This is a genomic window from Enterobacter cloacae complex sp. ESBL7 (assembly GCF_041679625.1).
In the GTDB taxonomy this organism is placed as follows: Bacteria; Pseudomonadota; Gammaproteobacteria; order Enterobacterales; family Enterobacteriaceae; genus Enterobacter; species Enterobacter asburiae_B.
In genome coordinates, this window is sequence record NZ_JBGORN010000007.1 from 1 (window position 1) to 12,122 (window position 12,122).

General features: G+C 52.6%; 14 protein-coding genes and 1 pseudogene. 11 read left to right on the plus strand and 4 right to left on the minus strand.

What is annotated here, in order from left to right:
- Nucleotides 1-376 precede the first annotated feature (376 nt).
- The 11 genes and pseudogenes from ACERY3_RS19080 to ACERY3_RS19130 all read left to right on the plus strand — a co-directional run bounded on the left by ACERY3_RS19080 (nt 377) and on the right by ACERY3_RS19130 (nt 8,058).
- A complete protein-coding gene (locus ACERY3_RS19080; protein WP_373226255.1) occupies nt 377-646 on the plus strand; it encodes a hypothetical protein in 270 nt (89 codons plus the stop codon).
- Between the two features lie 91 nt (nt 647-737).
- Nucleotides 738-1,067 carry an IS66 family insertion sequence element accessory protein TnpB gene (locus ACERY3_RS19085; protein ID WP_373226256.1) on the plus strand — a complete coding sequence of 110 codons (330 nt, stop codon included), beginning with the start codon at nt 738-740 and terminating at the stop codon, nt 1,065-1,067.
- Nucleotides 1,054-1,425: an IS66 family insertion sequence element accessory protein TnpB gene (tnpB, locus tag ACERY3_RS19090; RefSeq protein WP_373226257.1), complete on the plus strand. Its 372-nt coding sequence runs from the start codon at nt 1,054-1,056 to the stop codon at nt 1,423-1,425. Before ACERY3_RS19085 ends, tnpB begins: the two co-directional genes overlap by 14 nt.
- Before the next feature lie 59 nt (nt 1,426-1,484).
- Nucleotides 1,485-3,071: an IS66 family transposase gene (locus ACERY3_RS19095; RefSeq protein ID WP_373226258.1), complete on the plus strand. Its 1,587-nt coding sequence runs from the start codon at nt 1,485-1,487 to the stop codon at nt 3,069-3,071.
- A gap of 308 nt (nt 3,072-3,379) precedes the next feature.
- On the plus strand, nt 3,380-3,871 hold the full coding sequence (locus ACERY3_RS19100; protein WP_373226259.1) for an inovirus-type Gp2 protein: 492 nt from the start codon (nt 3,380-3,382) through the stop codon (nt 3,869-3,871).
- A gap of 104 nt (nt 3,872-3,975) precedes the next feature.
- A complete protein-coding gene (locus ACERY3_RS19105; protein ID WP_373226260.1) occupies nt 3,976-4,635 on the plus strand; it encodes a DUF2913 family protein in 660 nt (219 codons plus the stop codon).
- Between the two features lie 16 nt (nt 4,636-4,651).
- Nucleotides 4,652-5,152: pseudogene (locus ACERY3_RS19110) on the plus strand (DNA-binding protein); the annotation flags it as partial.
- Between the two features lie 129 nt (nt 5,153-5,281).
- A complete protein-coding gene (locus ACERY3_RS19115; RefSeq protein WP_373226261.1) occupies nt 5,282-5,497 on the plus strand; it encodes a hypothetical protein in 216 nt (71 codons plus the stop codon).
- A gap of 190 nt (nt 5,498-5,687) precedes the next feature.
- Nucleotides 5,688-6,629, plus strand: a complete 942-nt coding sequence (locus tag ACERY3_RS19120; protein WP_373226263.1) for a cation diffusion facilitator family transporter — start codon at nt 5,688-5,690, stop codon at nt 6,627-6,629.
- 40 nt (nt 6,630-6,669) lie between these two features.
- Entirely contained in the window at nt 6,670-7,278 is a 609-nt protein-coding gene (locus ACERY3_RS19125; RefSeq protein WP_373226264.1) for a DUF2913 family protein, read from the plus strand.
- A gap of 150 nt (nt 7,279-7,428) precedes the next feature.
- Entirely contained in the window at nt 7,429-8,058 is a 630-nt protein-coding gene (locus tag ACERY3_RS19130; protein ID WP_373226265.1) for a hypothetical protein, read from the plus strand.
- A 250-nt stretch (nt 8,059-8,308) separates the two neighbouring features.
- On the opposite strand, the gene ACERY3_RS19135 is transcribed toward ACERY3_RS19130, so the two are convergent.
- The 4 genes from ACERY3_RS19135 to ACERY3_RS19150 form a co-directional block, all read right to left on the minus strand.
- Nucleotides 8,309-8,668 (minus strand): plasmid partitioning/stability family protein, encoded by a 360-nt coding sequence (locus ACERY3_RS19135; protein WP_373226266.1) that lies wholly within the window; start codon nt 8,666-8,668, stop codon nt 8,309-8,311.
- Between the two features lie 12 nt (nt 8,669-8,680).
- Nucleotides 8,681-9,637 (minus strand): plasmid segregation protein ParM domain-containing protein, encoded by a 957-nt coding sequence (gene parM / locus ACERY3_RS19140; protein ID WP_373226267.1) that lies wholly within the window; start codon nt 9,635-9,637, stop codon nt 8,681-8,683.
- Between the two features lie 412 nt (nt 9,638-10,049).
- Complete coding sequence (locus ACERY3_RS19145) at nt 10,050-11,231, minus strand: tyrosine-type recombinase/integrase (protein ID WP_373226268.1); 1,182 nt, start codon at nt 11,229-11,231, stop codon at nt 10,050-10,052.
- 254 nt (nt 11,232-11,485) lie between these two features.
- Nucleotides 11,486-12,094 (minus strand): glutathione S-transferase, encoded by a 609-nt coding sequence (locus ACERY3_RS19150; RefSeq protein ID WP_023309924.1) that lies wholly within the window; start codon nt 12,092-12,094, stop codon nt 11,486-11,488.
- Nucleotides 12,095-12,122: the final 28 nt, after the last annotated feature.

Sequence of the window (12,122 nt, forward strand, 5' to 3'; positions counted from 1 at the left end):
CCCCTGCCGTTAACAGATTTTCTGGACTGGCTGCAGAGTGGCTGTCCGCAGGGCGGTGAACCGTCACGGCACACAGCACACCCTGAGCACGCCGACCCGACCGGAAACGGTACCGGGTAATCAACACTCGGGCGGTGAGATGGCGGAGTGCTGCAGCTCCGTGCCGGCACCGGCCTGTACTCTGTTATAAGGAGGTCAGATGGTCCCGATTGATACGTTACCGGAGTTTCCGGTGCTTTGTCTGTGGATGCTCGGCGCGGCGGCCCTGTCGGCCGGCGTCTGGGTGGTGGTGGTGGTCCTGCCGGGACGGCGTGACCGCTGTATTTTTCGCCGCAACCAGGCGGGACCCCTGCGCTGGCTGCGGGGGGAGTATTCCGTGTTGTGCACCCTGCTGACGGGCGGTCCGCTGGCGGCGGCCGGTCTGTGGTGGGTCTGCGTGGCGGGACTGCTTCCGGTGGGGCCGTGGCTGGAGCTGGTCGTGGGGCTGTGGTGCCTGCTGCTGGCGGTGGCCCTGCTGAATGCGGCGCGAAAGTCGCACCCCGAGGGCATTGCCTGTGCCGGGGTGGTGATACTGGTCACCCTGCTGCTGCTCAGCACCGGGGTGTTCACGGTCCGGTGCGTGATGCTGCTCTGCACCGGGACATAAACAGTAACGTCGCGGTGAACTCATCTTCCAATTGTCTTTTGGTTCGTTAGCATCGGTTTTCCCTCCAGTTATCTGGTTATTGAGGAACATCATGCAGGAACGAAAAATCTATACGCTTGAAGAAAAAAGACAGCATGTGGCCAGCTGGCGAACCAGCGGTCTGACCCGCCAGCAGTACTGCGAATTACATAGCATCAAGTTTTCCACCTTCCGGGAATGGCCGCAGGATACCAAAGCGGAGCGCAGGGCTAATGACTCCGGGCTGATACCCGTACGCATTGCTACTGCGCAGCCCGTCGTTCCGGCTCCTCCGGTCGCCAACGATCCCGTCATGTTGTTTTTGCCTGGCGGCATCCGTATGAGTTGTCACACCACTCAGCTCACCGATGTCTTCAGAGCGCTCAAACATGCTGACGCCTGAGAACGTTTTTCTCGCGGTCAAACCGGTGGATATGCGGCGCGGAATTGACACGCTGACGCAGTATGTCCAGGACGAGCTGAAATCATCGTGGCACGAAGGGGCAGCCTTCGTCTTCACCAACAAGGCCCGCTCGCGCATTAAGGTGCAGCGCTGGGACAAACACGGCGTCTGGCTGTGCGTTCGTCGTCTGCATAAGGGACACTTCCGCTGGCCTCGTGCGGGCGACAAAGCCTGGTCGCTCACTCAGGATGAATTTAACTGGCTGATTACCGGCGTTGACTGGCAGCAGCTCAACGGCCACGACCTCGCCAAATGGGTCTTCCACGAGGAGAGTGTTCCTGCTATTACCTCGCCGTAATAACACCCGGTAACATCATGAAAAACCTTGAATATCCATGCCGGAGTATAATTATCGGTATGGATATATCACTTCTTTCCACCACCACTGACATCGAACAGCTCCGCGCTATGGCCCTTGCCATGGTGAGAAAGGTGGTGGACGAGAATCATCATCTTCAGTTGCAGAAAAACGCCGAGCTGATAGCAAAAGATCAGCGTATCCGACTGCTGGAAGAGGCGCTGATGCTGGCGCGTCAGCAACGCTTCGGCCGTAAAACCGAAATGCTGTCCGGCCTGCAGCGTCAGCTCTTCGAAGAAGATACCGAAGCGGATATCGCCGCTGCAGAAACGCAGCTGAACGCGTTGCTGCAGCAGGATATAAAGGAAGACGCAGAAGAATCATCAGCTTCCCGTCCTGTGCGAAAAGCACTGCCGTCGCAACTTCCTCGAATCAAAAAAACTATCCCACCGGTGTCGGATACCTGCGCCGACTGCAACGTGGCGCTTCGCTTCATCCGCGATGAGATCAGCGAAAAGCTGGAGTACCTCCCGGCGCGCTTTGTGGTCAATCAGTATGTTCGTCCTCAGTATGGATGCCCCTGCTGTGAAAAGGTGTTCAGCGGTCAGATGCCGGCACAGCTCATCCCGAAAGGTATAGCAGAAGCCAGCCTTGTGGCGCAGGTGGTGGTCAGCAAGTACCGTGACTACCAGCCCCTGTACCGCCAGCAGCATATCTTCGCCCGGGCAGATGTTGAGCTACCGGTCAGCACGATGGCGGGCTGGGTGGGCGGAGCCGGTGTGGCGCTTAACCCGCTGGAGGAACTGTTGCACCGGGAACTGCTGACCCGCAGCGTGCTGCATGCCGATGAAACCACCATGCGTATCCTGGATACCCGCAAAGGCGGTAAAACGCGTTCTGGCTATCTGTGGGCCTATGTCAGCGGAGAAAAAAGTGGTCCGTCGATCGTCTGCTTCGACAGTCAGACGGGGCGTGGACATGAACATCCTGCGACCTGGCTTAAGGACTGGCGCGGTTCGCTGGTTGTTGATGGGCATACGGCTTATAAGACCCTGGAGGAAAACGTCCCGGGGATCACGCTGGCTGGATGCTGGGCCCACGCCCGCCGTGGCTTCGCCGATCTGTATAAAGCGAACCAGGATCCGCGTGCGGCGATGGCGGTCAGACAGATCGCCGGGCTGTACCGGCTGGATAAGAAGATCCGGCATCGACCGGCAGAAAAGATCCGCCAGTGGCGACAGCGCTACTCCCGGCCCATTGTCGACAAGCTGTGGTTGTGGCTGGAGCAGCAAAAAGAAGCGTGCCCGGAAAGCTCCGCGCTGGGTAAGGCCATAAACTATATGCTGAAACGACGTGAAACGCTCAGCCGCTTCCTTGATGATGGCTCGCTACCGCTCGACAACAATCGCTGTGAGCGTGCTATCAGACCGGTGGTGATGGGCCGCTCTAACTGGCTCTTCGCGGGTTCACTGGCGGCAGGAGCTCGTGCCGCGCAGATAATGAGCCTGCTGGAAACAGCGAAAATGAACGGTCTGGAGCCGCATGCGTGGCTGACCGACGTGCTGACGCGTCTGCCCTCCTGGCCTGAAGAACGTCTGCAGGAGTTACTGCCGTTCCCGGCGTACTGCTTCGCCAGTCCTGGGTGATGCCCCCGCGCAGTATCCTGATACCCTGAGCGACTATCCCGCTCTCCACACTCTCGTCCCTGACACAGTAAACAGTCTGCACGCCTGACGGCGCGTGGCTTACAGCACAAATCGATGCCCGCAACCCCTTGCTCAAACACCTGACGCAGAAACCCGGAGACCTGAGGCATCACTACTGCCTCAGCACTTGCAGCCCTGACCTTGTTGACCCGAAATCACTGCAGGCAGGAAACTGGCGTTGCACGAGTGGCCCCTGCCGTCAATGTGAGTTCAGCGCGACGTTACGGTGCACCCCGGTCACCATTCGTATGTTTTTACAACAGGCCGTTGACCATTACCCACGGCTGGTGGCGTTCAGCTTTACGCTGACGCTGCCGTATCGAGAGAGCATGGCCGATTACCGGTCATTGATTCTGCGTTTTCATACCGAAGTCTGGCAGCGCACTGGCGAATATTCGTGGCAACGTCAGCAGGAGCGACAGAGTTCACCACCGACGCTGTTACGCTGGATATGGGAGGCGGCCAGCGCACCAGAATGCAAAATGGTGCTGCTGCTCAACCTTGAGACGCTGGGGAGAGTCCACGATGAAAGGGTTCGGCAGAGGATTAGCGAGATGCTCATTGATGCATGGACAACGGTAACTGGCGCAAATCGTAAAAACGTCACGAATATAACGCCAGTCATCCTGAACCGCGTTGCCCGGGGAGTCTTCACAACGCCCTTTAACCAGCTTACCACGCAGATTAAGGCAATGACGGTACCCGTTACTCTCGCCCGGACGAGTGTTATTTGCGCCTGAGCGTGCAGTCTGACGATGAGGAAAGATGTCACGCCCGGCGCTGATATTATCCCCCCGGCCTTCAGCCCTTTTCCGCTCTACGTGCTGCCGATATAATCCCCGCCATGAATAAAACGAATCATACTGCATTACCTCCTGAAGAATCACTGGCTGACCTGTCACATCTCGCATGGTGTGCACTGGTGTCGCTGCGACTGGCTCAGCAGGAGGGCCAGGCACGTTCACCGCTGACCATTCACACGTTTTTATTGCGCTGGCTTGCTGTCGCGCAAAAACAGCGCCGTTTTCCCCGTTCTGTGGCTGAGGATATTGACAGCCTGTTGCGTCTGGGGCGAATGAAAGGTCCTGCTGCGGATTTACAGCAGCGGCTGCAATACCTCTGGCAGTCCTGCACGGAGCCGGTGACGCAGCAGTCGGATTTATTTCGCCTGACCCATGCGATTGAGCACCTGAAATCACAGGGCTGGGTTAATGCTGTGGTTGCGGACGAAGAGTGGGTACCTGAAACTCTGTCCGCTGAATACGCGGACGTATCCGCGCTGTTGGTGAGAAAATCAGAACTGCAGCGCCATTTTACGGAGCAGGGCCAGCAGTCCGCGCCGGTGGATTTCATCGTCGTTGGTGATCCCTGTGATGTTGGAGATGCGTTTGATGCGCGGGAGCTGCGTTACACCACGGGTGAGCAACATGCTGGCTGGGGTTTGCTGTCACTGTTGCCAGCAGCAGATGCGGGTGTCTCCGAAGACCAGGCTGCTACCTGCTAACACAGAGAAAATGACCATGGGGCGAATTGACTACCAGATCGAGAAATACCAGTTTTCATGCGATGGCGAGACGCCCCGTTTGACCCGACAGTGGGCTGATGTTCAGGAAGAATGCAGACACCTGAAAGCCGGAGCGGCAGAACGTCTGCGTTTTGCCCTGCTGAACGTCGATTATGTCACCAGCTTTGAACTGCCTTTTCGGCTGCTGCTGATACGCACTCCCCAGTTGATCGCCGCGCTGCGCGACGAATTACAGCTTAATCAAAAAGAGGCTGTCTTCAACGGGAAGCGCTTTGGCTGCGTCTGGAGCCTGCAAACTGATCTCAACACAATACCGGACGAGTTTCAGTACCGCATGGTCACCCGCATCCGGCGTCTGGATCCCACTGGTGTAACAGCCAGGCCTTATCAGCAGATAGCCAAAGACGTGAAAGTACCACGCGAGCGGCTCAGACTGGCGCTGGAAAGTGGGCTACAGGTAACCGCACTCGACGGGCTATTCTGGTTCGGCATTCAGAATTAAGCCACAGAAAAACAGGGATAAATAATTCCCGGTGAACCGGTGACGGTTATCTGTATTGACTCTGCGGGTCTCCCGGTTCCATCTTCCGGAGCGATATTCCCTGAAAATACCAGAGAGGTTGCCATGTCAAAGTTATCGGTTGTTTTGCTGGGGGCTACGCTGTCCCTTTATGCTGCGGGTTCTTTTGCTTCAGAGCCAGTATCACCATTGAGTCAGACCATTCAGCATGCGCAGAGCACCACGGTGAAGTCTGAAGCCACAAAGGCCACCAAAAAACATGCGAAAAAGAAAGCGGTGCGAAAGGCAAAGAAAAAAGCGGTCAGCACGCTGGCTAAATAAGTCATGAATCAGGGCGGTTTTCTTTTACAGAGAACCGTCCTTTAATAAGGAATATCGTTGTTAAATATGTTACCAGAGATTGTTGATATTCGGCATTACTTGCAATACTCCACTTTTAAAAATAAACCATAACCCGTCATCTATTCTGAATAATTCAGTATTACCGTTTATATTTTGGAAAGTAATTATCATGCAGAACCCTGAAACCCTTAATGCTGATGCGTTTAATGCACGTTCACGGGCTGCCAGAAAAAGTACGCTGGTCAGTGTTATCGTGAACATTTTGCTGTCGCTTATGCAGATAGTGGTGGGAATATTTTCAGGCTCACAGGGGCTGATTGCCGATGGCATTCATTCGCTTTCGGATTTAGTAGCCGATGTTGTTGTGCTGATTGCCAGTTTCAAAAGTCGTCAGCCGTCAGACAGCGATCACCACTACGGACACTGGCGCTATGAGAATGGTGCCTCGATGATACTGGGCGCAATATTGTTTTGTGTGGGGGTTGGCATGCTCTGGTCGGCAGTCGGGAAAATACTGCACCCTGAGACCATTCCGGTTGTCCACATCGTCGCCCTTTGGGTGGCCCTGGGCGCACTGACGGCAAAAGAGCTGTTGTTCCGGTATATGTTGGCCGTCGCAACGCGGATCAAGTCTTCACTGTTGATTGCGAATGCCTGGCATGCCCGCTCGGATGCGGCGTCATCACTGGTAGTGGCAATTGGTATCGTCGGGAATCTCATGGGGCATCCGTACTGCGATCCGATTGCGGCGCTGATTGTTGGCGTGCTGGTGGCCCGAATGGGGTATTCGTTCGCATTTAATGCCCTGCATGACCTGATGGATCGCTCTATAGATTCCGTTGCAGAGCAGGCAATCAAAGAGACCCTTCTCTCCACGCCAGGTGTTGCTGGCCTTCATGACCTGAAAACCCGTAAGTCTGGCGATCTCATTCTGGTGGATGTGCATATTGAGGTTCCTGGCGAGCTGTCGGTTAGCGCAGGCCATGATATCGCTGTTAGTGCGCGCAACAAGGTGATGACCAGACACAATGTACTCAACGTGATGATTCATATCGATCCACATGAACCAGGTGTAAGCCAGGTAGCGGCTTATAACGAACCGATGCGATAATCTGCGTGACGCTCATTAATACCATAATCTGGAGTGCCGTTTGACAGCAACCCTTCCAAAACGCCCGACCGAAGAACTTGCGCACCTGGCATGGTGTATCCTGGTGGCAGTTGGCCTTGCCAGACAGGAAGGCAGAGCGCTTTCTGCCCTGCAGACGCATATGTTCATCATGCAATGGCTGCTGACGGCGCAGAAGCGTAAACTGTTTCCCCGAACGTTAGCATCGGACATCATCTGGCTGCAGGAGCAGGGTAAGCGTTACGGGGCATCAGCGAGGCTTTACAGCAAAGTGGAATACATCTGGCTCGCCAGTTCTGGCGAGCTCACGCAGCAGAGCACGTTGTTTCGTTTTACGTACATGATCGACACGCTTCGGACGATGGGCTGGGTAGACTGGCTGGTGTCGGCAAAAGAGTGGGAAGACAAAGCTAAATTAGCGGGTAACGTCTGTGCGATCTACACGCCAAAAGACGAACTGCACCAGGTGTTCACCGACAGAGGCGAACTTATCAAGCCGATGGAGCTACGACTTACCGGCGATATCAGCGGCATTCCTGCGTTGCTGGCGCAATGTAATCTGCATGCTGAACGGTTGCCTGATGACGATGGTTTTTCGGTGTTACGTTTGCTTTCAGACAGTGGTATTTAAAGAGGCTCAGGTTTAATTTAACATTTTTCGACAGTCTGTCATGTGCATGAGGTGGGCACTATAAGTATCAGCAGGCCAATTGCTGTAATCTTCTGTAAACGTACAGACCTGAAGAGAGTATTGGTGACAACATGAAGAGGATACTTGCTTATGCGAATTGGTAGCTTAAAAATTGAGGAAGTATTTGCCATTATAGATTGGTGTATGAAAAAATCTTTTCCTGATGATTATGATGCCAGATGCTTGTACAGTGCATGTGCAATTCACTCAATCTTTGTAAACCAGGGAATCAAATCCTCAATTATTGGTGGGAATTTAGGAGCATTAACCCTTTCCATTGACGGGAATAAAGCATTAATAGAGGGGTTTGGTGGAGGAGATGAAACTCATCCGAGCCACTATTGGGTTGAAGCAAATGGAATAATCTTTGACATAAATGTGTCTTATTTGCCTAAAAGGTCACGACTACAAGCAGTAGCCATGCCAATGGTCGCATGGTCAAAAAATATTCCACTACCGAACTGTCTACACTATGTAGAGAAAATCAGATATTCGGAGGATGTAAAAATTCGTTTCCCAGATGAAATTGCAATTCGGATGCAGGATTTTATTGATTTATGTAAAAAAAGATACTATTCAAATGTGGCGAATAAGCGACTTGGTACCTGGCTACTATCTAATCCAACAGGTCTGAATAATGCTGCGAGAACAGGGGATAAATGGGCTCGAGGTGCTATTCGTTTCCAGGAGATAAATTCAGCGTCGATAAATATTGGCTAAATATTTGTTTCCCAGCACACATCAACTGGGAGTAGTAATATGCTTGATATGGCACTGTCGTTTCTTCGTGAGCGCATGGAGTGATTTGCTCTCCCCTTATGCAATCAGATGTTTAAGGAAGACGGCAGGTCTCACAGAGTGAGCAGAAAATAAAAAAAGAACATGACGAGAAAAGGACGCCCGGCCATGAAGGCTGAGCGTCCTGTTTTTTTATCTTTGGTGATGTAACGATATAACATCAATAGTAAAGTTATTCCGGCAGAGAACCCGCCAGATTCTTTGCCGAAACACTGCTGGTAGACCGTTCCGTTACCTCTGGTTGTCGCTCTGTAACCGCTACCGCTACAGGCTGATGCGATCCTGGCTGAATGTTCAGAAACGAGACCAGCATAGTGCGCAGTGTTTCCGTGCTCGTGTTGTCAGCCAGCAATGCGGCCAGTACCGATGGTAACCGGCGGTCAATCTCGCCCAGCGCTATACCAGCCAGTAATGCCGTTCGCGATAACTCACCGCGATCGCCCCGGTGATGCGCCTCAATTCGCGCATCCGCAAAACGTTCGCTGGCATGTGTGGCAGGGCGAAGGTAAATCAGTATTTTTCTTCGGTTCATTAGACATCCTTATTAACCCAGTACTTTCAGGCCGTGCACCAGTGCGAACTGCGGATCCTGAGCCACAAAGAAACGATCTTCGCGCAGGTTAACGTGAGTACGAATGCCATCAGCCAGCAGACAAGCTCCGCCACCCACGACAGCAACGTGGGTATAGCCCTTGAAGCGATCAACCGCGTCCAGAACCCGAACCCGGTAACGCGCAATACCGCTGTGGATAGCCTGTTTTATGGAATCGACAGCCCTCGGGTCGTTGATGTTGTTCGCCAGGTACGTGTCATCGAAACGCTTGATAATCAACCGGTCCACGTTGTAGCGGGACAGCGCCATACCGGCTTTACGCAATGCCTGTTGCACTTCATCAGTCACCAGAGACACGCCTAACGCCGGATCGCCGTAGATACGTGAGACAGAAGACATCTGGCCTGCCACCTGCGAGATATCCAGCGTCGTTCCGCCGAGGTCAATTATCAGCACCGAGTTGGAAGCCGAGAGTTGATCGCACAGCGCAATCCCGGCAGGAATGGACTCCGGGCGCACGGTAACGCGGGTGATGGTAAAGACGTGACCGTTATTCAGTACCACAGGTTGCAGCAGGCTCCGTTTCTTGCGCTCGATATTATCCAGCCGGTACTGAGCATCTTCGTCGTAGAACTCCGCCAGCGGCAGCGTCACCACGATATCCACGCACTGCGGCGCAAGACCGCTGGTCTGCAGCGCATGGTGTACAGCCACCGCGTTGAGCGGGCTGTACTGCCATTCAATATTGCTGGTGGTGAGGGTATCGGGAGAAATGAGGTCAAACGAGTATTTTTCTTTGCCAGCAGTGTAGTTAAACGGCTTACCGCTGCCAAACGTGGCTGACCACCCACGTTTGAAGCTGTTGGGGCTGATGTGGGTAAATGTCTTGCCGTGCTGCTCCCACAGCATTTTGATGTGGGTCGAGCCATCGTCGATATAAATGCGCATTTTGCACCTGAGTTGAGTTAGATGTGAGTTGAAACTGAGCCGTCCGGCGTTGCCGGACGAATAAAAGGTGGTTATTGAGCCAGCACTGAGAGCACGATGAGATGAATCAGTGCCAGCAAGCGCTCAATGAGAAAAGGCAGTGCTGCCAGTGATACAAAAATGAGGATTTTTTTCATTTGGTCTGTTTCCAGCTTGGGGTGAGTAAAATGTGAATTGCCACACAGGATTCAGGAGACCGACCTAAAGGATTTATAGCGAGGTTTTACGTTATGAATTGCGCATGGAAAATTAAATAAAATATCAGTTTATTTAAAATGAAATGCAGTGGTAGTATTTGATGGGGAGTTAAAGCGCTGCTATGAAATGAAAGGCGCTCAACCATGAAGGCTGAGCGTCCGGTTTTATGTCGTTTTTATTTGCCACGGCTCAGACTATCGATATGGTCAGCGTACCACTGCATCATCTCGCGACGACCATCCAAATACTGCGCATGGTTGTAGGTGCCGCGAATACTGTTTTTATCCACATGGGCCAACTGTAATTCAATCCAGGCTGAGTTACAGTCATTATCATGCGCAATAGTGCTGAATGTATGGCGAAAACCATGCGCTGTTGTTAGATGGTGCCAACCAAGCTCTTGCAAAAAGTCATTAAGACATTTTCGATGTCTAGGTTTGTTAGGATAACGAACGCCCGGAAAAATATATTCAGATTCAAACTCAGCGGTTGACTCTTTGATGCTTCTCAACAGAGCAAGAGCTTGTCGGGACAAAGGGACTACATGTGGGCGACGCATTTTCATGCGCTCCATAGGCACATGCCATAGTGCTTGCTCAAAATCGATCTCCTCCCAACGTCCCAATCGAAGTTCTCCTGAACGCAAAGCTGTAAGGAGTAATAAATACGTAGCAAGTGCCATCAATTTATCTGAGTGTTTTAGAGACTGAATAAACTCCGGGAGCTGAGATTCGCTCAAAGCCCGGTTGTTCTCTCGTACGGGCGACAATAAGACGGTATTCAACGACGATGCTGGATTGAGGATAGTACGCCCTGTAGCGATAGCATAATCAAAAATCTGTACGCAAAGCTGGCGGGTTTTACGCAAAGTCTCCAACTTGCCTTCCGTTTCAATTTTGCGCAAACATTCAAGTATTTCCATTGGCTTAATATCCGAAACCGGACGGTTTCCAATAACTGGATGGAGATTATTTTCGATACGTGCAATTTGGTCTTCCAGATACCGGGGAGTCCACTGACGTGCTTTGTGGTCAAACCACTCCTGTGCAACAATCTTGAAAGTACAGGATGCACTCGTCGAGCTAGCCCGCTTTTTTGCCTGCTTTTCCTGTGAAGGATCCCTTCCTTCTGCCAGAAGCTTACGAGCGCTCTCTCGGTGCGCCCGAGCCTGAGCTAAGGTAATCGAAGGATAAACACCAATGCTGAGTTTTTTCTCTTTACCGGAAAAGCGATATTTTAAGCACCAGTATTTGGCCCCTGACTTTTTGACAAGCAGGTACAGTCCCTGACCGTCGGTAAGTTTATAGTCTCTGTCAGCAGGTTTGGCAGTATCAATCTGCCGGACGGTTAAATTCATCAATATGCTCCTCTGGTTAGAAATGGCCCCTAAAATAGCCCCCAGGAGTTCCTTGATTCCCGTTGAGTTATGTTTACCATGATAGACAGTAAAGAGAAGAAAAATCCACAAGAATAGAGGAATAGCGAGGATTGAGTAGAGGCCTGTTGAATCTGGTAGATATCAACAGACCATTTACGGACCTCCCGACGGGAGAGGGAGTTAACATGTGGAGGGATTGTACCGCCTCCGACGCCGAAGTGTTATAACCCGCATCAAGCCTTTGGCGGTTCGGTACGGGCAAAGCTCTCGCGGCTAAAAAGCGTGTCTGCCAGTTTCACCAGCAGCGGACGGTCGACGCACCAGCCAGGGGAAACCCGTCGGAAGTTGAGATAGCCGATGGCGCAGGCGATAGCGATAGTTGCCAGGTTCAGGCTGTCGGTTTGAATTTTGCCCTCCCGGATAAGCTGTTCGCACCTGTCCAGGCTGCGGCTGATTTTTTCCCGCTGGCGTAACAGTTCCGTTTCCGACTGCTGGGCGACGGGCCTTGCCTGTTCACGCACGGAGGTTAACGCCGCATCCATAATGCCATCGGCCAGGGCTTCAATTTGCTTCACTGCCAGCGCCGCTTTTGGGTCAGCCGGCAGCATTGCCGGGGCAACGCCCAGCAGCTCGATATACTCCGCAATAATAGGGGAATCGAACCAGTATTCACCCTCGTCCGTCACCAGCGCCGGGACTTTCCCCAGCGGGTTGTACTGCGCGACGCCGTTTTCAGCGTTATAGGGCTGTTCATTGATGAATTCAAATTCAATCCCTTTCTCCAGCAGGAGAATCGAGATTTTTCGCACGAAGGGACTGGTGTAGCTACCGATGAGTTTCATTGCCTGATCCTTGATGCCGGAAAAAAGT

Coding starts and splice junctions, on each gene's coding strand:
- ACERY3_RS19105 (WP_373226260.1), top strand. CDS start 3,976: ATGAATAAAACGAATCATACTGCATTACCTCCTGAAGAATCACTGGCT.
- ACERY3_RS19135 (WP_373226266.1), bottom strand. CDS start 8,668: ATGAACCGAAGAAAAATACTGATTTACCTTCGCCCTGCCACACATGCC.
- tnpB (WP_373226257.1), top strand. CDS start 1,054: ATGCTGACGCCTGAGAACGTTTTTCTCGCGGTCAAACCGGTGGATATG.
- ACERY3_RS19115 (WP_373226261.1), top strand. CDS start 5,282: ATGTCAAAGTTATCGGTTGTTTTGCTGGGGGCTACGCTGTCCCTTTAT.
- ACERY3_RS19120 (WP_373226263.1), top strand. CDS start 5,688: ATGCAGAACCCTGAAACCCTTAATGCTGATGCGTTTAATGCACGTTCA.
- ACERY3_RS19095 (WP_373226258.1), top strand. CDS start 1,485: ATGGATATATCACTTCTTTCCACCACCACTGACATCGAACAGCTCCGC.
- ACERY3_RS19145 (WP_373226268.1), bottom strand. CDS start 11,231: ATGAATTTAACCGTCCGGCAGATTGATACTGCCAAACCTGCTGACAGA.
- ACERY3_RS19085 (WP_373226256.1), top strand. CDS start 738: ATGCAGGAACGAAAAATCTATACGCTTGAAGAAAAAAGACAGCATGTG.
- ACERY3_RS19130 (WP_373226265.1), top strand. CDS start 7,429: ATGCGAATTGGTAGCTTAAAAATTGAGGAAGTATTTGCCATTATAGAT.
- ACERY3_RS19100 (WP_373226259.1), top strand. CDS start 3,380: ATGTTTTTACAACAGGCCGTTGACCATTACCCACGGCTGGTGGCGTTC.
- ACERY3_RS19150 (WP_023309924.1), bottom strand. CDS start 12,094: ATGAAACTCATCGGTAGCTACACCAGTCCCTTCGTGCGAAAAATCTCG.
- parM (WP_373226267.1), bottom strand. CDS start 9,637: ATGCGCATTTATATCGACGATGGCTCGACCCACATCAAAATGCTGTGG.